The 22,219-nt window shown below is 64.1% G+C and carries 22 protein-coding genes; 13 read left to right on the top strand and 9 right to left on the bottom strand.

What is annotated here, in order from left to right:
• Positions 1–10 precede the first annotated feature (10 nt).
• Both BRA1253DRAFT_RS13985 and BRA1253DRAFT_RS13980 read left to right on the top strand, forming a co-directional pair.
• Positions 11–340 carry a DUF2160 domain-containing protein gene (locus BRA1253DRAFT_RS13985; protein WP_007595147.1) on the top strand — a complete coding sequence of 110 codons (330 nt, stop codon included), beginning with the start codon at positions 11–13 and terminating at the stop codon, positions 338–340.
• Between the two features lie 127 nt (positions 341–467).
• The gene (locus BRA1253DRAFT_RS13980; protein ID WP_035993295.1) at positions 468–2,210 is read left to right on the top strand and encodes an ABC transporter substrate-binding protein; all 1,743 of its coding nucleotides are present in this window, start codon (positions 468–470) and stop codon (positions 2,208–2,210) included.
• 188 nt (positions 2,211–2,398) lie between these two features.
• Here the strand turns inward: BRA1253DRAFT_RS13980 and BRA1253DRAFT_RS13975 are convergent, their stop codons facing one another.
• The 3 genes from BRA1253DRAFT_RS13975 to BRA1253DRAFT_RS13965 all read right to left on the bottom strand — a co-directional run bounded on the left by BRA1253DRAFT_RS13975 (position 2,399) and on the right by BRA1253DRAFT_RS13965 (position 5,748).
• Positions 2,399–3,499, bottom strand: coding sequence for an alkene reductase (locus BRA1253DRAFT_RS13975; RefSeq protein ID WP_007595144.1), 1,101 nt, complete (start codon positions 3,497–3,499; stop codon positions 2,399–2,401).
• Positions 3,500–3,682: 183 nt separating this feature from the next.
• A complete protein-coding gene (locus tag BRA1253DRAFT_RS13970; protein WP_007595142.1) occupies positions 3,683–4,186 on the bottom strand; it encodes a DUF1993 family protein in 504 nt (167 codons plus the stop codon).
• Positions 4,187–4,446: 260 nt separating this feature from the next.
• The gene (locus BRA1253DRAFT_RS13965) at positions 4,447–5,748 is read right to left on the bottom strand and encodes a lytic murein transglycosylase (RefSeq protein WP_007595140.1); all 1,302 of its coding nucleotides are present in this window, start codon (positions 5,746–5,748) and stop codon (positions 4,447–4,449) included.
• Between the two features lie 299 nt (positions 5,749–6,047).
• Here BRA1253DRAFT_RS13965 and htpX point away from each other — a divergent pair, with 299 nt between their 5' ends.
• Both htpX and BRA1253DRAFT_RS13955 read left to right on the top strand, forming a co-directional pair.
• Positions 6,048–6,980: a zinc metalloprotease HtpX gene (gene htpX / locus BRA1253DRAFT_RS13960; protein WP_007595138.1), complete on the top strand. Its 933-nt coding sequence runs from the start codon at positions 6,048–6,050 to the stop codon at positions 6,978–6,980.
• A 134-nt stretch (positions 6,981–7,114) separates the two neighbouring features.
• Positions 7,115–7,756 carry a tetratricopeptide repeat protein gene (locus tag BRA1253DRAFT_RS13955; RefSeq protein WP_007595137.1) on the top strand — a complete coding sequence of 214 codons (642 nt, stop codon included), beginning with the start codon at positions 7,115–7,117 and terminating at the stop codon, positions 7,754–7,756.
• Positions 7,757–7,760: 4 nt separating this feature from the next.
• Here BRA1253DRAFT_RS13955 and BRA1253DRAFT_RS13950 read toward each other — a convergent pair whose 3' ends face one another.
• Positions 7,761–8,108: a hypothetical protein gene (locus BRA1253DRAFT_RS13950; protein WP_007595135.1), complete on the bottom strand. Its 348-nt coding sequence runs from the start codon at positions 8,106–8,108 to the stop codon at positions 7,761–7,763.
• Between the two features lie 164 nt (positions 8,109–8,272).
• Complete coding sequence (locus BRA1253DRAFT_RS13945; RefSeq protein WP_007595133.1) at positions 8,273–9,079, bottom strand: hypothetical protein; 807 nt, start codon at positions 9,077–9,079, stop codon at positions 8,273–8,275.
• 228 nt (positions 9,080–9,307) lie between these two features.
• Here BRA1253DRAFT_RS13945 and BRA1253DRAFT_RS13940 point away from each other — a divergent pair, with 228 nt between their 5' ends.
• Entirely contained in the window at positions 9,308–9,601 is a 294-nt protein-coding gene (locus tag BRA1253DRAFT_RS13940) for an antibiotic biosynthesis monooxygenase (RefSeq protein WP_007595131.1), read from the top strand.
• A gap of 111 nt (positions 9,602–9,712) precedes the next feature.
• On the opposite strand, the gene BRA1253DRAFT_RS13935 is transcribed toward BRA1253DRAFT_RS13940, so the two are convergent.
• Positions 9,713–11,158, bottom strand: coding sequence for a short-chain fatty acyl-CoA regulator family protein (locus BRA1253DRAFT_RS13935; RefSeq protein WP_007595129.1), 1,446 nt, complete (start codon positions 11,156–11,158; stop codon positions 9,713–9,715).
• A gap of 228 nt (positions 11,159–11,386) precedes the next feature.
• On the opposite strand from BRA1253DRAFT_RS13935, the gene BRA1253DRAFT_RS13930 reads away from it, so the two are divergent.
• From BRA1253DRAFT_RS13930 to BRA1253DRAFT_RS13920, 3 genes are all read left to right on the top strand, one after another.
• On the top strand, positions 11,387–13,018 hold the full coding sequence (locus tag BRA1253DRAFT_RS13930) for an isocitrate lyase (protein ID WP_007595126.1): 1,632 nt from the start codon (positions 11,387–11,389) through the stop codon (positions 13,016–13,018).
• A 30-nt stretch (positions 13,019–13,048) separates the two neighbouring features.
• Positions 13,049–13,255, top strand: coding sequence for a hypothetical protein (locus tag BRA1253DRAFT_RS13925; RefSeq protein WP_007595122.1), 207 nt, complete (start codon positions 13,049–13,051; stop codon positions 13,253–13,255).
• A gap of 199 nt (positions 13,256–13,454) precedes the next feature.
• The gene (locus BRA1253DRAFT_RS13920; protein WP_007595119.1) at positions 13,455–14,009 is read left to right on the top strand and encodes a hypothetical protein; all 555 of its coding nucleotides are present in this window, start codon (positions 13,455–13,457) and stop codon (positions 14,007–14,009) included.
• Between the two features lie 120 nt (positions 14,010–14,129).
• Here BRA1253DRAFT_RS13920 and BRA1253DRAFT_RS13915 read toward each other — a convergent pair whose 3' ends face one another.
• Positions 14,130–15,011 (bottom strand): metallophosphoesterase, encoded by an 882-nt coding sequence (locus BRA1253DRAFT_RS13915; RefSeq protein WP_007595117.1) that lies wholly within the window; start codon positions 15,009–15,011, stop codon positions 14,130–14,132.
• A gap of 78 nt (positions 15,012–15,089) precedes the next feature.
• On the opposite strand from BRA1253DRAFT_RS13915, the gene BRA1253DRAFT_RS13910 reads away from it, so the two are divergent.
• The 5 genes from BRA1253DRAFT_RS13910 (at position 15,090) to BRA1253DRAFT_RS13890 (ending at position 19,079) form a co-directional block, all read left to right on the top strand.
• Positions 15,090–15,581: an NUDIX domain-containing protein gene (locus BRA1253DRAFT_RS13910; protein WP_007595115.1), complete on the top strand. Its 492-nt coding sequence runs from the start codon at positions 15,090–15,092 to the stop codon at positions 15,579–15,581.
• A 62-nt stretch (positions 15,582–15,643) separates the two neighbouring features.
• Positions 15,644–16,591: a glycosyltransferase family 2 protein gene (locus tag BRA1253DRAFT_RS13905; RefSeq protein WP_007595103.1), complete on the top strand. Its 948-nt coding sequence runs from the start codon at positions 15,644–15,646 to the stop codon at positions 16,589–16,591.
• A gap of 68 nt (positions 16,592–16,659) precedes the next feature.
• Positions 16,660–17,175 (top strand): GNAT family N-acetyltransferase, encoded by a 516-nt coding sequence (locus BRA1253DRAFT_RS13900; RefSeq protein WP_007595102.1) that lies wholly within the window; start codon positions 16,660–16,662, stop codon positions 17,173–17,175.
• A gap of 35 nt (positions 17,176–17,210) precedes the next feature.
• A complete protein-coding gene (locus tag BRA1253DRAFT_RS13895) occupies positions 17,211–17,888 on the top strand; it encodes a methyltransferase domain-containing protein (RefSeq protein ID WP_007595101.1) in 678 nt (225 codons plus the stop codon).
• Positions 17,889–17,921: 33 nt separating this feature from the next.
• The gene (locus BRA1253DRAFT_RS13890) at positions 17,922–19,079 is read left to right on the top strand and encodes a hypothetical protein (protein ID WP_007595098.1); all 1,158 of its coding nucleotides are present in this window, start codon (positions 17,922–17,924) and stop codon (positions 19,077–19,079) included.
• 22 nt (positions 19,080–19,101) lie between these two features.
• On the opposite strand, the gene BRA1253DRAFT_RS13885 is transcribed toward BRA1253DRAFT_RS13890, so the two are convergent.
• Together BRA1253DRAFT_RS13885 and BRA1253DRAFT_RS13880 are read right to left on the bottom strand one after the other, a co-directional pair.
• Positions 19,102–21,459, bottom strand: a complete 2,358-nt coding sequence (locus tag BRA1253DRAFT_RS13885) for a TonB-dependent receptor (protein ID WP_007595096.1) — start codon at positions 21,457–21,459, stop codon at positions 19,102–19,104.
• A 148-nt stretch (positions 21,460–21,607) separates the two neighbouring features.
• Positions 21,608–22,012 carry a DUF2946 domain-containing protein gene (locus tag BRA1253DRAFT_RS13880; RefSeq protein WP_035993287.1) on the bottom strand — a complete coding sequence of 135 codons (405 nt, stop codon included), beginning with the start codon at positions 22,010–22,012 and terminating at the stop codon, positions 21,608–21,610.
• Positions 22,013–22,219 lie beyond the last annotated feature (207 nt).

Raw genomic sequence — 22,219 nt, 5'->3', positions numbered from 1 at the left:
GGAGGCATCAATGGAAGCTATTGCATGGATGGCCTGGACGCCGCCGACGGCGATCTTCTTTGTGGCGCTCGCCTGTACGCTGGCCGTGATGACCTGGCTCGGGGTGGCCTATCCCGAAGCCGAACGCGTCGGCGTGCTGCGCATCCCGACCACGCGGGGCGACCGTCTGTTCATCTCCCTCATCACGGCAGCGGTCATCCACTTGCTGTGGATCGCCTTCGCCGGCACCGACGCCCTCGCCACGCTGCCGATCGGCGAGGACGGAGTTGAAATTTCGCGCCTTTGGATCGCATCAGGAATTTCGCTGGCCACGGCCGTACTCATTTTCCGCACGGTCTAGCCCGCGAAGGAACGGCCAGATCCGGGACCAACCCGGGCCTGTAAAAAGTTTGTCGCTGCAACGGAGGAATAACATGCGGCAGTTTAGGAGAAGGGAACGTCCATTGACCAAGAATAGCTTTCTGACGATGTCCAGCGTCGCCGCCATGGTCGCGGTGTCGTTGGCCGTCTCGGCGCCGGTGCGCGCCGCCGACGACGCCGCGATCCAGAAGTGGATCGCGGAATTCCAGCCCTCGACGCTGTCGAAAGACGAGCAGAAGAAGGAGCTGGAGTGGTTCGCCAAGGCCGCCGAGCCCTTCAAGGGCATGGAGATCAACGTGGTCTCCGAGACCATCACGACCCACGAATACGAGTCGCAGACGCTGGCCAAGGCGTTCTCCGAGCTCACCGGCATCAAGCTCAAGCACGACATCATCCAGGAAGGTGACGTGGTCGAGAAGCTGCAGACCCAGATGCAGTCCGGCAAGAACGTGTACGACGGCTGGATCAACGATTCGGACCTGATCGGCACGCACTTCCGCTACGGCCAGACCATCGCGCTGTCGGATTACATGACCGGCGAGGGCAAGGACGTCACCGATCCCATGCTCGACGTCAACGACTTCATCGGCAAGTCGTTCGGCACGGCGCCGGACGGCAAGCTCTATCAGCTGCCCGACCAGCAGTTCGCGAACCTCTACTGGTTCCGCTACGACTGGTTCACCAACCCCGACTACAAGGCCAAGTTCAAGGCCAAGTACGGCTACGAGCTCGGCGTGCCGGTGAACTGGTCGGCCTATGAAGACATCGCCGAGTTCTTCACCAACGACATAAAGGAGATCAACGGCGTCAAGGTCTACGGCCATATGGACTATGGCAAGAAGGACCCGTCGCTCGGATGGCGTTTCACCGACGCCTGGCTGTCGATGGCCGGTAACGGCGACAAGGGCATCCCGAACGGTCTGCCCGTCGACGAATGGGGCATCCGCATGGAAGGCTGCCGTCCGGTCGGCTCCTCGGTGGAGCGTGGTGGCGACACCAACGGTCCGGCCGCGGTCTACTCGATCACCAAGTACCTCGAGTGGATGAAGAAGTATGCTCCGCCGCAGGCCCAGGGCATGACCTTCTCCGAATCCGGTCCGGTGCCGGCGCAGGGCAATATCGCCCAGCAGATGTTCTGGTACACCGCCTTCACCGCCGACATGGTGAAGCCGGGCATCGCCGTGATGAACGCGGACGGTACGCCGAAATGGCGTATGGCTCCGTCGCCGCACGGTTCGTACTGGAAGGAAGGCATGAAGCTCGGCTACCAGGACGCGGGCTCGGCGACGCTGCTGAAGTCGACTCCCGCTGACCGCCGCAAGGCGGCCTGGCTCTATCTTCAGTTCATCGTCTCCAAGACGGTCAGCTTGAAGAAGAGCCATGTCGGTCTCACGTTCATTCGTGAATCCGACATCTGGGACAAGTCGTTCACCGAGCGTGCGCCGAAGCTCGGCGGCCTGATCGAGTTCTACCGCTCGCCCGCGCGCGTGCAGTGGACCCCGACCGGCAACAACGTGCCCGACTATCCGAAGCTGGCGCAGCTGTGGTGGCAGAATATCGGCGATGCGTCGTCCGGTACGAAGACGCCGCAAGCCGCGATGGACTCCCTTGCCGCCGCCCAGGACTCCGTCATGGAGCGTCTGGAGAAGTCCGGCGTGCAGGGCGCCTGCGGTCCGAAGCTGCACAAGAAGGAGACGGCCGAGTACTGGTTCGCCAAGGCCCAGAAGGACGGCACGATCGCCCCGCAGCGCAAGCTCGCCAACGAGAAGCCGAAGGGCGAGACGGTCGACTACGACACCCTGATCAAGTCGTGGCCGGCACAGCCCCCGAAGCGCGCTTCGCTGCAGTAAGGCACTTCAACATAACGACGAAAGGCCGGGAGCAATCCCGGCCTCTTTCTTTTTATTGTCGTGGATTTTGCTTCCACAACGTCATTGCGAGCGAAGCGAAGCAATCCAGAGTCTTCCCACGGAGGTAGTCTGGATTGCTTCGTCGCTTCGCTCCTCGCAATGACGGAGGGTGGAGCGACGACGACGCCTTACTCAGCCGGCTCAGCCGCCAGCGTCGGGTAATCCGTGTAGCCCTTGGCGCCGCCGCCGTAGAACGTGTTCTTGTCCCAATCGTTCAGCGTCGCGCCCGCCTTCAGGCGCTCGACCAGATCGGGGTTGGAGATGAAAGGCTTGCCGAAGGCGATGAGATCAGCCGCGTTCGCGTCCAGCACCTTGGCGGCGAGATCGAAATCATAGCCGTTGTTGGCGATGTAGGCGCCGGGGAAGCGCTTGCGCACGCCCGCATAGTCGAACGGCGCGATGTCGCGCGGACCGCCGGTGGCGCCCTCGACGACATGGAGATAGACGAGCTTCAGCGCCGCGAGACCATCGACGATATGGTCGTACAGGGCTTGCGGGTTCGAATCCGAGATGTCGTTGGCAGGCGTCACCGGCGAGATGCGGATGCCGGTACGATCGGCTCCGGCCTCCGCCACGACGGCCCTGGAGACTTCCAGCATCAGTCGCGCGCGGTTCTCGATCGAGCCGCCATAGGCGTCAGTACGCTTGTTGGTGCCGTCCTTGGCGAACTGCTCGAGCAGATAGCCGTTGGCGCCGTGGATCTCGACGCCGTCGAAGCCGGCTTCGAGCGCATTCTTCGTGGCGCGCTTGAAATCGTCGATGATCCCTGGAATTTCGGAGAGTTCGAGCGCACGGGGCTCAGAGACGTCAGCGAAGCCGCCGTTGACGAAGGTCTTGCCCTTGGCGCGGATCGCGCTCGGTGCCACCGGGGCTGCGCCATTGGCCTGAAGGTCGACATGCGAAATGCGGCCGACATGCCAGAGCTGGATGAAGATCTTGCCGCCCCGCTGGTGCACCTGATCGGTGACCTTGCGCCAGCCGGCAACCTGCTCCTTGGAATAGATGCCGGGGGTGTCCTGGTAGCCTTGGCCCTGCTGCGAGACCTGGCTCGCTTCGGTGATCAGAAGCCCCGCAGAAGCACGCTGGGCGTAATAGTCGGCGGCGAGCGCGCCCGGTACGAAGGTGCCGGGAAAGGCGCGGTTGCGCGTCAGCGGCGCCATCACGAAACGGTTCGCCAGCGTGATCGGGCCGAGCTTGTAGGTCTCAAACAATTTGGTCGAACGGCTCATGAGAATGCTTCCAGGCGGTGAGAGATCCGGAACACTTGTGCATCGCGGCAATCAGCGCAAGGGAGGAGCCATACGGAAACTGCAGGCGAGATGCGCAGCGGGGCTACGCAGCATAAAGCATGTGCAATTTCAGCCGCGGCAGCAGATTCGATCTCCCGCCGCGGCCGCCTGAATCATCGGGTATTAGTTCGCGCCGAGGAAATCGCGTTTGCCGACCTCGACGCCGGCGTGGCGCAGAAGGCCGTGGGCGGTGGCGGCGTGGAAATAGAAGTTGGGCAGCGAGAACGCGCTGAGGAATTGCTGGCCCTTCATGGTGATGGATTTGTCGGGACCGGCCGGGAAGGTGACGTCCTTGGTGTCGGCGCCCTCGAACTGCTCGGGCTTGAACGATTTCACATAGTCGATGGTCTTGGCGAGCCGCTGCTTCAATTCGGCAAAGCTAGTCTCGGTGTCTGCTGTGGAGGGCACTTCGCTATGGGTCAGCCGGGCGCAGCCTTTGGCTGCAAAATCGCTGACCAGCTGGATCTGCTTCGAGAGCGGCAGCATGTCCGGAAACAGGCGGGAGCCCAGCAGGACGGCGGGATCGACCTTCTTGGCCGCGCAATGCGCCTCGGCTTTCGTGAGCAGGCCGGTCAGGCTGTTCAGCATTTGCAAATAGGCGGGAACGACGGCGTCGTGGAAGGACATGTGATGCTCGCTATTGTGGTGGGAAATCTCAGGAGAAACCTGAGCCACTCACATGGGAACCTCATGGAAAAATACAATCGCGGGAGCGGCTTGTGCAGTGCGAAAATTCTACCGAGCGGGCTTGTGGTGCTATCGGCGCCCCCGCTGTCATCGTCCGGCTTGACCGGACGATCCAGTACTCCGAGGCAGCTGTGATTGAATCGATAGGCCGCGGCGTACTGGATGCCCCGCTTTCGCGGGGCATCCAGCGATTCTAGTGCTTAGCGGATCGTCCCCGCCGGCTGCGCCTGTGCCGTGCCACCGCGCATTCGGGCCAAAAGCTCGGCGGTCGGCCAGGAATCCGCGGGCAGACCGTATTTGACCTGCATAGCCTTCACCGCGGCGCGGCTCTGCTGGCCCAGCACGCCGTCGACCTTGCCGACATTGAAGCCGGCCTGGACCAGAAGCTGCTGCAATTGCTTGAGCTCGTTGAACGGCAGCTGCGCGACCGGTGTGGACGGCTTTCGCATCGGAGCCGCGCCCGCGATGCGGGTGGCGAGATAGCCTGCGGTGGTCGAATAGATCAGCGAGTTATTCCACTCGGTGTAGGCCGCGAAATTCGGGTACGCCATGAAGGCTGGCCCGAAGCGCCCCATCGGCAGCAGCACGGAGGCCGCAAGATTGTCGTTCGGCAGCGGCCTGCCGTCGGGATAGGTCACGCCGAGCTGCGCCCATTTCGAGCGCGGCAGCTGCACCGTGAGGTCGGTCTGATCCCACGGCAGGTTTTGCGGCACCTTGATCTCTTCCAGCCACGGCTCGCCGCGCCGCCACTTCAATCCGTTGGCGATGTAGTTCGCGGTCGAGCCGATCACGTCGTCCTCGCTGCGGAGGAGATCGCGTCGTCCGTCGCCGTCATAGTCGACGGCATAGTTGACGTAATGCACGGGCAGGAACTGGGTCTGTCCGAGCTCGCCGGCCCAGGAGCCGACCATCTCGTCAGGATGCAAATCGCCGCGGTCGATGATCTTCAGCGCGGCAATGGTCTCGTTCACGAACATCTCCGAGCGGCGGCAATCATAGGCCAGCGACACCAGCGATTTCAGCGTCGGCAGATTGCCCATGTTGACGCCGAAATCGCTCTCCAGTCCCCAGAACGCTGCGATCACCGCCGGCGGCACGCCGTATTCCTTTTCCGCGCGCGCGAATGCGGCCGCATGTTGCTTGATGTGCTGCTGGCCGTTCTGCATGCGATAGGGCGCGGCCATGCGGCCGGCAAATTCGGTGAAGAGCTGGCCGAACACGCGCTGGCCGCGATCGCGATTGACGATGCCCTGGTCGTAGACGAGGTAAGGCGCGGCCGCCGCGATCGTCCGCTGCGACACGCCGGCGGCAACGGCCTGTTGTTTCACGTCGGCCAGAAACCGATCGAAGTTCGCGCCGTTATGGCACGCCGCCGCGCGCGGCGACGGCGCGGTCGCCCTGGGGGCTGCTGGTTTTGCGGGCGCTGGCGCGAACTGGGCGGAGGCGGTTGCAGACAGCGCGACAAGAGTGACGGCCGCGATCGCAAATCGGGTCTGGAGCATGAGGTTTCCGGGGGGAGGGCGCGTGGGGAATCTTGCCAAAGCTTAAGGGAATTGAGCGACTCAAACCATCCTTTCGTCATGGCCGGGCTTGTCCCGGCCATTCACGCTTTCGGCCTTGCGCCGGAGGGAGAACGTGGATGCCCGGGACAAGCCCGGGCATGACGGAAAAGCAATGTTGGTCAATAGCCGCGGCTCCGCGACGCACCTTGAAACCTTGCACGCGGACGGGGGGCATCCCTACCTCATGCTTGCCGGCCTGCAACGCCTCCAGCGGCCACGGCCGGCCTCGGGAGACGGCCATGAACTATCTTCGTACCGCAATGCTGCTTGCAGGCCTCACCGCCCTGTTCATGGGCATCGGCTATCTGATCGGCGGTGCCGGCGGCGCCATGATTGCGCTCGTCATTGCCGCGGCGACCAATCTCTTCACCTACTGGAACTCCGACCGCATGGTGCTGTCCATGTATGGCGCCCATGAGGTCGACCGCAGCAGCGCACCGGAGCTGGTCGGGCTCGTCGCCGAGCTGGCGGGCCGGGCCGGCTTGCCGATGCCGCGCGTGTTCCTGATGGACGAGCCGCAGCCCAACGCGTTTGCCACCGGGCGCAATCCCGAGAATGCCGCGGTTGCGGTCACCACCGGGTTGATGCGCCAGCTCAGCCGCGAGGAGCTCGCCGGCGTGATCGCGCACGAGCTCGCTCATATCAAGCACCACGACACGCTGCTGATGACTGTGACCGCGACCATTGCAGGCGCGATCTCGATGCTGGCGCAGTTCGGCATGTTCTTCGGAGGCAACCGCGACAACAATGGTCCGGGTATCGTCGGCTCGATCCTGATGATGATCCTCGCCCCGATCGGCGCCATGCTGGTGCAGATGGCGATCAGTCGTACGCGCGAATACGCCGCGGACAATCTCGGCGCACGCATCGCGGGTCAGCCGATGTGGCTGGCATCGGCGCTGGTGAAGATCGAAGGCGCTGCGCATCAGGTCCCGAATGTCGAGGCGGAGCGAAATCCCGCCACCGCGCACATGTTCATCATCAATCCGCTGTCGGGCCACGGCGTCGACAATCTGTTCGCCACCCATCCTTCGACGCAGAATCGCATCGCGGCACTTCAGCAGCTCGCAGCCGAGCTCGGTGCGCAGGCCTCGCCGTCGGTCGGCGCCAATGAGAACTATCCGCCGCGGAGCCCATGGGGCCGCTCTTCTTCACGCGGCCCTTGGGGCTGACGCGGAAGCAGCGCGAATTTGCTCGCTTTGTGACCTGTCGCACACAGGGCGGTCCCGGCCGGTGTTAACACCCTGCCGTGACAGTTCCTGCGAAAGGGGATGCGTGGCCGGCCCTCTGCCTGCCACCCTCGAAGATGACCAAAGCTGCAGTACCATTGTTGATTGCCCTGGGCATGCTGATTGGCCTGTCCACGCACACCGTCGTCAATTGCGGGGACGAGGACGAGCCCGACATCTGCTCGGCGGTGATCGGCTTCTCGCCGCTGCGCGGCTCGCTGATCGCTTTCGCCTATGAGGGGCGTGGACGGATCGCGTTGCGCCACGGCGACTGGCGGCGGGCGATCGCGGATTTCGACGAGGCTATCCATCTCAACCCCAACCGCGCCTCGCTCTATCGCGATCGGGCGCTGGCGCGCCGGCAGAACGGCGACCTCGAACTTGCCATCGAGGATTACGACGAGGCGATCGCGCATGACCCCAGGCATGCCGCGCCCTATCACCAGCGCGGTCTCGCGCTCGCGGCCGCCGGCGATCTCGATCGCGCGATCCTGAGCTACAACACCGCGGTCCGCCTCGACCCCTCGGATGCGCAGCCTCGGCTCGACCGCGGCCTCGCCTTCCTCGCCCGGGGCCAGGCGAATGAGGCGCGCGCCGATTTCGAGGCCGCGCTGGCGCTGCCCGCCGGCAAGGACGTCCGCACCCGCGACGCGGCACGCGCAAAGCTCGCCGAACTGGCGAGCGCCGAGCCGACCCGGCTCGTCGCTCCAGGAAAGTGAGCGTCTACTTCGCCTTCTTGGCTTTGGCCTTCTTCGCTTTCTTGGCCGGCTTTTCCTTGGGCGCCTTCTTCTCCACCTTCACGGCGACAGGCGTGCTGGCGGCGATCCGCATCGACCGTGCGTAGCTGTCGGCGACGTTGTCGGCGGACATCTGCAGGCGCTTGGCGGCGGCAATGGCCTGCTCCATGGTGGCCTTGGCCATCATCTTGAAGCGGTCGCCGGTCTCCTTGCCCTTGGCCTTGGCCGCAAGGCCGTTGAATCGGTCCCGCCGCTCCTTGGCGCGGGTCATCAGGCCCGTATGCAGCTGTCTGGCCAGTTGCCGGATCACGACATCCAGGTCGGCTTCCGCCATGTTGTTCTATCCTCTTCGAAAACGGTATCGATGCGGGCGGGACTATGCAGATCGGGCCCCACCTTGGCAATTCCCGGCCACGCGTCATCCGCAGCTTCTGTTGACCAAAACAAAAAAGCCGCGCTGCGCGCGCGGCTCTCTGGCTGGGTTTGGCGCTCTCTGCCTTACTTCAGCGAAGCGACCGGCCCACTTGGTGCTGCCGGATCGGGGTCGAAGCCGAACACGCCGACCAGATATTTATAATAGTCCGGCAACTTCTCCTTGAGCGCCTCGCGCGACTTCGGGTCGTGGAATTCGCTCTTCCCGGCCAGGAAGATGCTGGCGGTTACCGCGAAGAACTCCATGTGATTCTTCAGCGCGTAGGATTCCTTGGGCAGGAGATCCTTGGACTTGGCGTAGGCGTAATAGCCGATCACGCCCTTGTTGGCGTAGCCGTCCGGCAACAGCCGCGCGTGGTAGGCGTGCAGCAGCTCGTGCAGCAGCACGGCTTCCTTTTCGTAACGCATCATGTCCGGCCGCAGCATGATCACGCCAAGGCCGGAATCGACCGCGAGGTCGACGGCGTTCGGATTGCTCCAGCGCTGCTTGTTGGGGTCCCAGACCGTCAGTGTGCGGGGAGCGGTGCGCTGGATGTCAGGCGTGACCCGGCCGTAGCAGGCAGTCGCGGCGCCTTCGTCGAGGCAGGCGAGCTCGCTGGCGATGATCGGGACGGTGCGGAAGAAGCGCAGCACGCGCGGCGAGAGGCCGGCGGCCTCGACCACATCGATCTGGCTCTTCACATTGTCGGTGAGCTTGTCGACATCCTTGCGGTCCGAATTCTCCGACAGGTCGAACATGTAGCCGCGGTAGCTCTGGAAGCCCGGCGGTAGCGCCTGCGCTGCGCCGGCGGACGCATCCAGCGGTCCGGCATGGGACGGATCGGCAAAGAGCGCGCCGACAATGGTCGCGGTCAGCAGCAACGCAATGCGCATGATGAACCCCCTGATGTCACTTCACGCGGCAGAACAAGCCGCCGTTGTTTGCGAAAAGTGAGTGGGGCGAGACTAAGGCAGCGATGTTGAGGCGTGCTTAATCGATGGTTGCAGATCGCGGAAGGGAATTAGTGCCGGATTAACCAAGCGTGGATTGCCCGCGCGCTTCGGCGTAGCATGCGATCCGGGCACCAAGCCCCACACCAGATAGCCGGAAGGGAGGATGCCATGTATGCCGCCATCCGTCAGGCCAAGGCGAAAAGCGGGAGCGCCGAAGAGCTGGCGCGCCGTATCAAGGAAGGCGCTGTTCCGATCATCAGCGACGTCGACGGCTTCCGCGCCTATTACGTCGTCTATGCCGGCGACGACACGGTCACGGCGATATCGATCTTCGACAAGTTCGAGCAGGCGGAGGAGGCGAACAGGCGTGCGATCGCCTGGATCGAGAAGGATCTGGGCTCGCTGCTTGCCGGCGACGCCCGCGCCGCCGCGGGTCCGGTGATCGTGCATACGCTGGCGTAAGTCCTTCGTCATTGCGAGGAGCGAAGCGACGAAGCAATCCAGGCTGTCACTGCGGAGACAGTCTGGATTGCTTTGCTTCGCTCGCAATGACGAGGAGGTAGATGTGCCCCTTCACAACTCCCGCGCATTCGAGAACGCAAAACTCGACACCCGCCGCGTCGTTTCGTCCAGGATCAGCGTGCGCGTGATCGGCGGCTCGGCGCGCTGGGCGCAGTTTTCGCGCTCGCAGAGGCGGCAGTTGACGCCGATCGGCGTGCCCTCCGTTTTCTCCAGATCGATGCCGGCAGCGTAGACGAGGCGCGCGGCGTGACGGATTTCGCAGCCGAGGCCGATGGCGAAGCGCGGCTGCGGCAGCGGGTGCGGCGCGACGGGGCGGCGCACCATTTGTGCGATCGAGAAATAGCGCGTGCCGTCGGGCAGCTCGATCACCTGCTTCAGCAGGCGGTCAGGCGTGTCGAAGGTCGAGTGCACGTTCCACAACGGACAAGTGCCGCCGAATTTCGAGAACGGGAATGTGCCCGATGAAAATCGCTTCGAGACGTTGCCGGCATTGTCGACACGAAGCAGGAAGAACGGGATGCCGCGCGCGTTCGGCCGCTGCAGGGTGGTGAGCCGATGGCAGACCTGCTCGAAGCCGGAATTGAAGCGCTGTGCCAGCAGATGGATGTCGTAGTTCAATGCTTCGGCGGCAGCCAGGAAAGCCGGGTAGGGCATCATCACGGCGGCCGCAAAGTAGTTGCCGAGCGTGATCCGGAACAGGCGGCGCGGTGTGTCGTCGAGCGGGCCGGCGCGGCCGATGATGGTCTCCAGATGCTGCGCGCATTCAACCAGGCCAAGCTGAAAGGCGAGCTGGAACGCGCGGCCGGGCGGGTCGACCAGTTCGGAGATCAGGAGCTGTCGGCGGTGGCGGTCGAAGCGCCTCAGCGTCTCGCGCATCACGTCCACCGGCATGATGCGGGTCTGGATCGAATGCTTTTCGCGCAGCCGCGCCGCGAGCGCCGCATAAAGCTCTTCGGCCGGCACGTTCAGCTCGTCGCGCAAAGTCTCCGCGGCCTGCTCGAGTTCCGGAAAGTAGTTGCGGTTGGCCTCGATCAGCTCGCGGACGCGCTCGACCGGATTGGCCTCATAGCGGGTGCCGACGTCGCGGTCGGCCATTTGTGCCGCGGCCAGCGTCTCGCCCTGGCGGGCCTCGGTATAGGCGGCATAGAGCCGTTGCAGCGCATGGGTGACGCCCGGGCAGAGCTCGGCGAGGTCGCGCAGTTCCTGCTTGGGAACGTCGATCTGGCGGAACAGCGGGTCGGAGAAAATCTCGTTGAGTTCGGCGAAGAAGCGGTCCTCGTCGGCGGTCGCGAGGTCGCGCAGGTCGAGGTCGTAGGTTTCGGCCAGCCGCAGCAGGATCTGGGCGGTCACCGGACGCTGATTACGCTCGATCAGATTGACATAGCTCGGCGAGATCCCGAGCCCCTCGGCGATCTGGGTCTGCGACAGCCCCAATTGCTGCCGGATCCGCCGGAAGCGCGGGCCGACGAAGAGCTTCTTGCTGGAACCGGCGGGCATTCTCAGGTCTCCGGAGGCATCAAGGGCAGGCTTGCTGACCAATTTTATTTACAAGATTTACAAAGTGACATTTATTACAAGTACCGATGTTACATGACATCACCATTCAAATACAAGCCCACTATACGAGCTGAGCTTTCTCGCGTTTAGCTTCTGACACGCATCTCGCAAATGCATTGTCAAGAATGTCGATGGCTGGTGGCCATCGTCAGCGAAAGGATCAGGCACATGAATTACCAGCCCCGCGGCATCAGCACCCTCCAGGCCCCCGCCTCGTATCAGAGCGAGGTCGAGGCGGCCCGGTCGCTCCTGGAGACCCAGCCGACCTGGAACGGGGTGTCGGCCGAGGCCGTCGCCCGCATGCGCCTGCAGAATCGCTTCAAGACCGGCCTGGATATCGCCCGCTACACCGCGGCGCTGATGCGAGCCGACATGGCCGCCTATGACGGCGATCCCACCAAGTACACGCAGTCGCTGGGCTGCTGGCACGGCTTCATCGCCCAGCAGAAGCTGATCTCGGTCAAGAAGCACTTCGGCAAGACCGATCGCACCTATTTGTACCTGTCCGGCTGGATGATCGCGGCGCTGCGCTCCGAGTTCGGCCCGCTGCCCGACCAGTCGATGCACGAGAAGACCTCGGTGCCGGCGCTGATCGAAGAACTCTACACCTTCCTGCGTCAGGCCGACTCACGCGAGCTGAACGATATCTTCCGCAACCTCGATAAGGCCCGCAAGGAAGGCGACAAGGTCAGAGAGAAGGAGTTGATCGAGAAGATCGACAACTTCCAGACCCATGTCGTGCCCGTCATCGCCGACATCGACGCCGGCTTCGGCAATGCGGAGGCGACCTATCTGCTCGCCAAGAAGATGATCGAGGCGGGTGCCTGCGCGCTCCAGATCGAGAACCAGGTCTCGGACGAGAAGCAGTGCGGCCACCAGGACGGCAAGGTCACGGTGCCGCACGAGGTGTTCCTCGCCAAGATCCGGGCCTGCCGCCACGCGTTCCTCGAACTCGGCGTCGAAGACGGCATCGTCGTGACCCGTACCGACTCGCTCGGTGCCGGCCTGACCCAGCAGATTGCGGTCAGCCACAAGCCCGGTGACCTCGGCGACCAGTACAACAGCTTCCTGGATTGCGAGGAAGTGACGGCGGAGAACGCCCGCAATGGCGACGTCATCATCAACCGCAACGGCAAGATGATGCGTCCGAAGCGGCTGCCCTCCAATCTCTATCAGTTCCGCCCGGGCACCGGCGAAGACCGCTGCGTGCTGGACTGCATCACCTCGCTGCAGAACGGCGCCGACCTGCTCTGGATCGAGACCGAGAAGCCGCATATCGAGCAGATCGCCAAGATGGTCGACCGGATCCGCAAGGTGGTTCCGAACGCGAAGCTGGCCTACAACAACTCGCCCTCGTTCAACTGGACCCTCAACTTCCGTTGGCAGGTCTACGATGCGATGAAGGAAGCCGGCCAAGACGTCAGCAAGTACAATCGTGCCGAGCTGATGAAGGTGGAATACGACGATACGCCGCTGGCAAAGGAAGCCGACGAGCGCATCCGCACCTTCCAGGCGGATTCGGCTAAGCGTGCCGGCATCTTCCACCACCTGATCACGTTGCCGACCTACCACACGGCGGCGCTCTCGACCGACAATCTGGCGAAGGAATATTTCGGCGACCAGGGCATGCTCGGCTATGTCAAGAACGTCCAGCGCGCCGAGATCCGTCAGGGTATCGCCTGCGCCAAGCATCAGAACATGGCCGGCTCCGACATCGGCGACGACCACAAGGAATACTTCGCCGGCGAGGCTGCCCTGAAGGCGGGCGGCGCCCACAACACGATGAACCAGTTCGGCTAACGCATCACGCTAATCGACAGGAGACTGACAATGACCAACAGCAATTTCTGGGTGATCGGCGGCGAGTTCGGCTCGATGAACTTCCACAAGCTGGTGGAAGGCTCGGCCCAGGTGCAGGGTCCGTTCAAGACCCGCAAGGAGGCCGAGGACGCCTGGCGCTCGGTCTCGGAAGAGAACCGCCACAAGGCGGGCGTCCGCTTCTCGATCGTGGAAGAGCCGTCGCGGGTCTCGGCGTGAGAATCTGAACTAACATGCCAATCTGAATAAGAAGACGTCCAAGGACGGAGGGTCCCATCCGGCGCAAGCCGGGTGGGACCGTCTGTTTTTGGCACAGGTGAATAGCCTGTGGGCTCCGTAAGTAACTGGAATTGTAGGGCCTTTGCGGACACATTGGTTGCTGATAGGTTAATCCGGCCAAGTGAGGACGAGGCCGCCAATGTCAGAGCCCGAGACCAGCGGGATCCATCCCAGCCAGCCGCGCCCGGTGCGGCTGCGCGATGCACTGTTGCGGGCGCGGATCGAGGCTGCCGACCGGACCGGCGTCGTCGTCGATTTGCGCGATGCCGAGGTGGCACGGCTCGAGATCCTCAACGATTCGCTCGATCCCCTGTTCGCGCAGGTGCCTGACAAGATCGACCTGTTCGACCGCGGTATCAGCCAGGGCGATACGCCCAGGCTCTGGATCGACGTCGTCGCGCACATCGTGATGGGGCGCGACAAGCGGATGTACCGCTTCGTGCAGGACACCCGCTTCGGCCGCATCGTGCTCGCCGAATCGCACGACACCGCTGTCATCGTCGAGGCCGTGACCGATTACGTCGCGCGCCGCATGATCGAGCGCGAGCATGCGATGGTGGTCCCGCCCGAGCCGAAGCCCGAGGTAGCGCAGCCGCGGCGCCGCTCGCGCGTCTGGCCATTCGTGTTCGGATTTGTGCTCGGCGCCGCCGCGCTGTTCGGGCTTGCCGTACTCGCGGCCCTGCGGAGCTGGTGACTCACCCTCCGCCGTCATTCCGGGGCGCGCGAAGCGCGAGCCCGGAATCCATTAATCAGCACGTATTGCGGCCCGATGGATTCCGGGTTCATGCTTCGCATGCCCCGGAATGACAGCGGTCTAAATCAACTTCACATGCTTGATCTGCCCGATCTGAAATCCAGCTCCCAGGCTCCGCACCGTCTGCTCGCAACGCCAGCCGGTGTTGTCCTTCTCGATCGTGAACAGATTGTAGGCCGCAGCCGGGGTGCGCCCGTGCGCGAGCGCGGAGGCCGATGGCACGCCGATTGCGGGAATGTTGCCGTTGGGGCCTTCGAACCACATCGTCGAATGAATGTGGTCGTGCCCGTGCAGGATCAGCTCGACGCCGTGGCGTTTCAAGAGCGTCAGCAGCTCGGCCGAGTCGATCATCCGCTTGTGGCGCGCGCCGGACTTCAGTGGATGATGCACCAGCAGCACGCGAAAGACGTCCTCGGCTGCGAACCGCTCGAGCATCTCTTCGAGCGACGCGAGCTGATCGCGTCCGAGCGCGCCTGTCGCCATCAACGGCAAGGTGGGCACCGCCGTGGACAGGCTGATCAGCGCGAGCGGCCCGCGCCGGCGCAGGCTCGGAAAGCCGATACGGCCATCGTCACCCGCAAGATAGGGCGCGAACGTTTCGCCGAAGCGATGAAGAGTGGCGCGGACATAAGCGTCGTGATTGCCGGGAATCGTGGTGACGCGGTCGGGCGGACCGAGGCCGTCGAGCCAGGCGCGCGCCGGCGCGAATTCCGCCTCCAGCGCCAGATTGACGAGATCGCCTGTGACCGCGATGTGGTCGGGACTTTGCGCCTTCACGTCGGCGACGAGTGCGTCGAGCACCTCGCGGCGCTGGTACTTGTGACGGTTGCGTGTCCAGTTGACGTAGCCGAGCGCGCGCTTGCCGGCGAGCTCGATCAGCCGCGGCTTCGGCAGCGGCGGCAGATGCGGGTCCGACAGATGGGCGAGCGTGAAGGGGGCCATTGGGGCGATTGCCTCGCTATTCGCCCGCTGTAATGGCAAGGTCGCAGGCCAGGTGCAAGCGGGGATCAAGGGGGCCCGATGGCGGAACGTCTGAACAGCGTCCGACGCAGATTCGAGCCGCTGCTGCGGCGAATCTTCCACGCCTATTTCCTGCTGGTCCGCGGCATGACGCTCGGCGTCCGCGCCGTGGTGCTGGATGCCGACACCAGGGTGTTCCTGGTCAGGCACAGCTACGTCACGGGCTGGTATCTGCCCGGCGGCGGCGTCGATCTCGGCGAGACCATGGAGCAGGCGATGCGCCGCGAGCTCAAGGAGGAGGGCGATATCGATCTCACTGGCGATGCCGTGCTGCACGGCATCTTCCTCAACAGCCACGTCTCGCGCCGCGACCACGTCGCGGTCTACGTCGTCAGGCAGTTCAAGCAGGATCGCCTGCCCGCGCCCAACCACGAGATCGCCGAGTGCGGGTTCTTCGCGGTCACCGCGCTGCCCGAGGGGACCACGCCCGGCACGCGGTTGCGGATCGCGGAAGTCCTGCACGACAGGCCGCGGATTGCGACGTGGCGATGATGGCTGCCTGTGCTAGTAAATCGCCGCACCTGCGGTGTCGGCGCATGGACGAGGGATGAAGATTGTCTGAATCGACGAGGTCATGGCCATTTCGGGTCGCCGTGCTGGTGCCCTGCTACAATGAGGAAGCCGCCGTCGCGACGATCGTCGCTGATTTCCGCAAGGCCCTGCCTGCGGCCGAGGTCTACGTGTACGACAACAATTCGACCGATCGCACCGCGGCGGTCGCGCGCGAGGCGGGAGCGATCGTGCGCAGCGAACGGCGCCAGGGCAAAGGTCACGTCGTGCGCCGCATGTTCGCGGACATCGAGGCCGACATCTACGTGCTCGTCGATGGCGATGCGACCTACGACGCGCCGAGCGCGTCGCGCATGATCGACGAGCTCCTCGACGACCATCTGGATATGGTTGTCGGTCTGCGTGTCGATCAATCGCAAGCGGCCTACCGGCGCTGTCATCGCATCGGCAACCGGCTGTTCACCGGTTTCCTGGCATCGACCTTCGGCCACGCCTTCAAGGACAGCCTGTCCGGCTACCGCGTGTTCTCGCGCCGCTTCGTCAAATCCTTCCCGGTCCTGTCCGGTGGCTTCGAGATCGAGACCGAGTTCGCGGTCTATGCGCTGGAATTGTCGCTGCCGGTCGCCGAGGTCGAGACGCCCTATTACGCGCGCCCGGAAGGCTCCTTCTCCAAGCTCGACACCTGGCAGGACGGGTTGCGCATCTTCAACACGATGCTGAAGCTCAACCGGTCGGAGCGGCCGCTGCGCTTCTTTTCGGCGATCGGCATCGTGCTCGCGCTGCTGTCGATCGCTTTCGGGCTGCCCGTCGTGATCACCTTCCTCGAAACCGGCCTCGTCCCGCGCCTGCCCACCGCCGTGCTCTCCATGGGTCTGATGATCATGGCGCTGCTTTCGGCTTCGTCGGGGCTCGTGCTCGACACCGTGACGCGCGGGCGGCGGGAAATAAAGATGCTCGCCTACCTGTCCCAACCGCCGCTCGGGCGGACCTGAAATTGCCTCCCGGGGCCGGGCGCAATCGTATGGACCGCTGCCCTCCAAGGTGATATCCCGCCGACGCGATGAACGATCTCTCCCTCACCATCCGGTCGGAAGCCGCCGGCGATGCTCAGGCGATCGAGCGGCTGCACGAACGCACCTTCGGACCCGGCCGCTTCGTGCTCAGCGCGTACCGAATCCGCGAGCATGTGGATCATGTGCTCGATCTATCCTTCACCGCCCGCGTCGGTACGTTGCTGGTCGGATCCGTACGGCAATTGCCGATTTGCGTCGGCGACACGCCGGCACTGCTGCTCGGGCCCCTGACGGTCGAGCCTCCGTTCCGCAGCCGCGGCGTCGGCCGGCTGCTGCTCGAGCGCGCACTGACGGATGCGAAGGCGCAGGGCCATCGCCTGGTGCTGCTGGTCGGCGACGAGCCCTATTACAGCCGCGTCGGCTTCAAGCAGGTCCCCAAGGGACGCGTCACCATGCCGGGCCCGGTCGATTACAGCCGGCTCCTCGTCATCGAGCTGGTCGAGGGCGCGTTCGAAGGCGTATCGGGACCGGTCGGTCCGGACTGGAGCAAGACGCGCACCTGACGCCATCGCTTCGAAGCTCACATGAAGGTAGAGCAGTGCCGGTCGATCAGCAATATTACCGGGAAGTGGCGTCCGGGAGCACGGCGGAAAAGCTGCTGATCGCCGCGCGCGACCGCATCTACCAGGATTTCATCGCCCGCATGCAGCCGTCTGCCTTGGACGAGATCCTGGATGTCGGCGTATCCGACGTGATCAACGACGGCGCGAACGTGCTGGAGCGAAGCTACCCGCATCAGCACAAGATCACGGCGTGCGGGCTCGGCGAAGGAATCGGGTTCAAGGCGGCTTTTCCGCTTTGCCGTTACGTGCAGATCGAACCGAATACACGGCTGCCGTTCAACGACAATGCGTTCGATGTCGCGACGTCCAATGCCGTGCTCGAGCATGCCGGTAGCCATGAAAATCAGGTGCTCCTGGTCGAGGAGCTTTGCCGCGTCGCGCGGCGGGTGTTCATCACCGTGCCCAACAGGTTCTTTCCGGTCGAGCACCACACCGCCATCCCGCTGGCGCATTATCTCGACGGCACCTTCAGGATCGCCTGCAGGATCGCCGGCAAGTCGGAATGGACCGACGAGCAGAACCTGATCCTGATGACGCGAAAACGGCTGCTGGGGCTCGCCGCCAAGTCCTCCACCCCTAAGTCCGCGGCCGTGGGCTACACCGGTTTGTCGCTCGGCCCGCTATCGTCCAATCTCTATCTTGCATTCCGCTAAAGCAGCGCCGCCTCCGTCGCATCATGATCCCCGATGAAGAAGATCCACACCAGCAAAGCCGTCTTCGCCGTGTTGTTTCTCGCGGTGCTGATCGGCCATTTCTGGACCATGATGCGATGGAATGAGGCGCGCGGCGTCTATGACGACATCTGCTACCTCAGGCAGGCGCATCTGTTCCAGAGGTTCGGGCTGGTGGAGGGCTTCGACACCAACCTCGGCCGCGACGACGATGGCTATCAGAAAGCGAAGCTGAAGGAGATCGGCTACCCGGACTGGAACGATACGACCGCGGCGCCCTGTCACAATCTGATGCCGGCCACGGGGAAGGTCGTCATTCAATATCCGCCGGGTGTCGGCCTCGTGTTGGCGCTGTTTCCGCCAGGTCACCAGGTCGTGCCCATGTACATGCTGGCGACCATTGTCGTGCTCGGCTTTGCGCTGTTTGCGCTTTCTCTCGCGCGCAGCATGCGGTCGGTCCTGATGGCCGGGACGTTCGGCTGCCTTGCGATCTACCTGATGGTCAATCCGGTCAAGGCGAGCTATTCGATGGCCCCGACCGTCGTCGTGTGCGCGCTCGCGGGATGTCTCACGGCGCGATGGCTGGCGGGCCCGCGATCTCAACCGAGGATCTGGCCGCTGGCGCCGATCGGCTTCCTGCTCGGACTGACCGTCGATTTCCGGTTGGCCAATCTCTTCCTGGCGTCCGGCTATGGCCTGTTTCTCCTCGTCGCGTTCCTTGCGGAACGGACGTTGTCCCGGTTCTTGCAGGGGCTCGTGTTCGGCCTCGCGTTGCTGGCCGGCGTGATCCCGACCATCGTCTCTTACGCCGTCAACGCCGGCAGTCCGTTCGCGTCGACCTACGGCAACAACCCCGATGTCAGGCCGCTGGATTTTTCGTTCGCGGTGGTCCGGGACTATCTCGCCGACCCGCTCCAGACCTTGCTGATCGTCATCGGAATTGCAGGCTCGATCTGGCTGTTGCGGCAGGCGAACGGCATTCGCCGTGTCGCGCTGCTCACGTTGGCTAATCTGGCGCTCAACCTCGCCTTCTTCTTCACCTATCCGATCGCGACGCCATACTACACGATCCCCATTTCTCTCCTGACATTGTGGACCCTGCTATTTGCCGTGCTGTTTCGGGAGGTGGCCGAGGCCGCCCCCGAAGTGGCCGCCTCAGCCAGAGCGCGATGAAGTCCGGCTAGCTATCTCGCTTTCAGAACTTGAAGTTCGCAAACGCCCGCACGCCGATGCCGGGCATCAACACCTCGTCCTTGGTGTAGGACACCGAGTTACGGATGTTTTCGTTCAACAGATTGTTGCCGACGAGGCCGAGCAGCATCTCGCGCGCGCCGAATGCATTCGGGTTGAGCTTGGTCTTGTAGCTCACCTCGGCTTTCAACAAATTGTAGCCCGCCGTCGGCGTCTCCGCGATCACGGCGACGTTGTTCTGCGCGAAGGCGTGCAACAGGTTGATGCGGGCAAGCCAGTTGTCGTCGCGCCAGAACACGCCGCCGCCCAGCCGCACCGGCGGAATGCGCGGCACGTTGGTGCCGTCGCTGAAGGTGGCGCGGACCACGTCGAACTGGTTCTCGATGCCCCAGATGCCGCCCTGGAATGCGCCGATGTCGAGCTGCGACTGGAATTCGCCGCCGCGGAAGTTGGCGTCCCGCTGCGAATAGACCGCCTGGTTCACCTCGGCGCCGGGCGCGCCGCACGAGGCAAAGTCCTCGTCGCACATCACGCCAGTGAGACGGCGATAGATGAAGTTGTTGAAGTGCGTGTAGTAGACGGTCGCCTCGAACCGGAACGGCCCCGTCGCCTTGCGCAGGCCGACTTCGACGGACTTCGCGGTCTCGATGCCGAGGTTGGGGTTGCCGATGTCGAAGGTCGCGGTTGCATCATGCGCGCCGCGCGAGAACAGCTCCGCCGCCTTCGGCGCGCGCTCGACATATTGCGCGGTGATGCTGCCGACCAAGCCGCCCGGCAGATCCTGCAACAGGCCGATGCTGCCGCTCTTCGGCGTGAAGGACGGATTGCGCGAGATCGCCGCCTGCGGCGTGCCGTCGGGCAGGAAGTCCGCGGGAAAATCCGGTGTCGTGCCGTGCAGCTCGACATGCTCGATGCGGCCCGCGATCTGCGCCCGCGTCGCGTCCGTGAACTTGAACTCGTTGAAGGCGTAACCGGCAACGCGCGTGCTGTTGTTCGGGTCCCACAGGCCGTTGAACAGCGTGCCCGGATTGTCCGGGCTCGGCGCGCTCAATTCCTGATGGCCGACCTGGAAGCCCAGCGCCGTCGTCACCTCGGCGAAGCGCGCGTTGAACGGCATCAGCTGCACCTCGGTGCGGATCTCCTGCTCCTTGTTGGTGAAAGTCTGCCGCACGCCGTCGCTGTTGGGATTGGCAGGATCGGCAAGCCCGATCTCGTTGTGCCGGTAGTCGGTCGCACCAGCCCAGAAGCGAACGATGTCGATCGCCGCAGCGTCGGGATGGTACTCGCCCTTGACGTTGATCTTGGTCTGGTGACCGTCGATCCGCGTGTTGTGGTCGGCGCCGTCGATGCCGGGGATGTGGTAGAGCGCGTCGTTCTGCGTGATCGCCGCACCGATATAGCCGCCCTGGAAAAAGTAGGAGCCGCCGATCGAGGCGCCGTCCGAGCGCGTCGCCGAATTGGGCTGGCGTCCGTTGACGACGGGCCGGGTCTGGTCGGCGAGGTACGGGTAGCTCGGGATGCTGTAATCGGTGGTGTTGCGGCCGTAGACGTCGGCATGGAGCGCAAAATTGCCGCCGCCGGTGTCGAGCAGCACGCCGCTTTCAACGCCACGGTCGACCGAGCTGAACGCGCTGCGCGTCTCGGCGATGACGCAAGGCGATGTCGCGGCGCTCGCGAGCGGCGCCTTGGCCGGCATGCCGTAAGCCTGGAACGACGGAGCGCAGTTCGGCAGCGTGTCGGGAATCCGGTTGTTGGTGGCGCTGACGACTCCGCCGATCGAGGTCGAGCCGTAGCGCAGCGCAGCCGGCCCGCGCACCACCTCGACCTGGTTGGTCGCGAGCGGATCGATCGGGACGAAGTGATCCTCGCCGAGATCGGAGGCGCCGCCGGCATTGGTGCCGTTCTCGACGATGCCGACGCGGTTGACGTCGAGCCCCCGGATGATCGGCCGGCTGGAAGCGCCCGGCGCGAAGCTCGAGCCGGTGATGCCGGGTTTCGAAAACAGGAGATCGCCGAGCTGGCCGCCGCCCTCGCGGCGAATTTCCTCGTTCGGTACCACCGTGACGGTCGCGAACTGGTTGGTCACGATGGGCAGCACGCCCTGCTGAGATGCGGCGGGCGTAGAGGCTGCCGGCGTGGCGTCCGCCGTGCGTTCCTGGCTGCGCGCCCGCGCGGTTCGCGTAGGGCGGCCCGGGTTGCGGGTCGGCACCACCGCCCTGCGTACGATGGGGCTCGGAGCCGTCACGGTGACGGCGGGGATCTCGGTCGATGACTTATCCTCGGCCAGCGCCGAGGTGGCAGCGCCGAGCAGGAGCAGGCTTGCTCCGCCAAGGCGCCGCGCGCGCCGCAATTTGAATGACATGGTCCTGATTCCAGTCAGGCGCCGTCCGCATGTTGGTCTGCTGATCGGAGGCGGCCTGCCGTCGCTGCGCGACGGAATTCGACTTCAACTGCTCCCGGGCACGCGCCTGAAAGCGGCGAGCCCGAGCGTGATCAAGCGTTGTTGGAAGTCAGGACGCGGGAGGGGCGCGGGGCTGGAATGCCGTGCCGGCCGATTTCAAATGGACGAATTCGGCGTCGGTGGTGCGGTAGAGCAGGTCGATCGCCTGCGGCAGCAACAACACAGGTGGCGCCGCGAACATGACGGTGCCGGCCATCGCGACCAATGCGCAGATCGCACAATTGTCCTCGCCCGGCTGTTCCCTGTCGGGAGCCGACGGCGATTGCCTCTCGACCGCGGCACGGTCGATCGACGCAACGCCGTTGCTGTCGTCGGTCTGCTGAAGCGAGGCCTGGGCGAGGGGAGCGGCCTGGGCGAACCAATGGCTGTGGCCGAACGTCAGCGCGAACTGCACCAGCATCGCGAAGATCGCGAGCCGGGCGCCGTGTCTGATATTCGACCGGAACCACTTCATCTGGAAACGCCACCCCCACATCGCGAGGGATCATCCCCTGATCCCGCGACGTTATAATGTAACATCGCCCGATCGGTCAGCGGATGTCAACCGCAGCCGCACCGACCCGAGTGGGCCGGCTCCTCGATGTGTCGTTCGGGCAACTGAAAGATCTCGGCTGAGGACCTATCGAATGGCTTACGGGAACGGCGATTGATTGACTCAGTG

This window comes from Bradyrhizobium sp. WSM1253, assembly GCF_000244935.1.
Taxonomy (GTDB): domain Bacteria; phylum Pseudomonadota; class Alphaproteobacteria; order Rhizobiales; family Xanthobacteraceae; genus Bradyrhizobium; species Bradyrhizobium canariense.
This window is presented reverse-complemented; position numbering and strand designations above follow the sequence as displayed.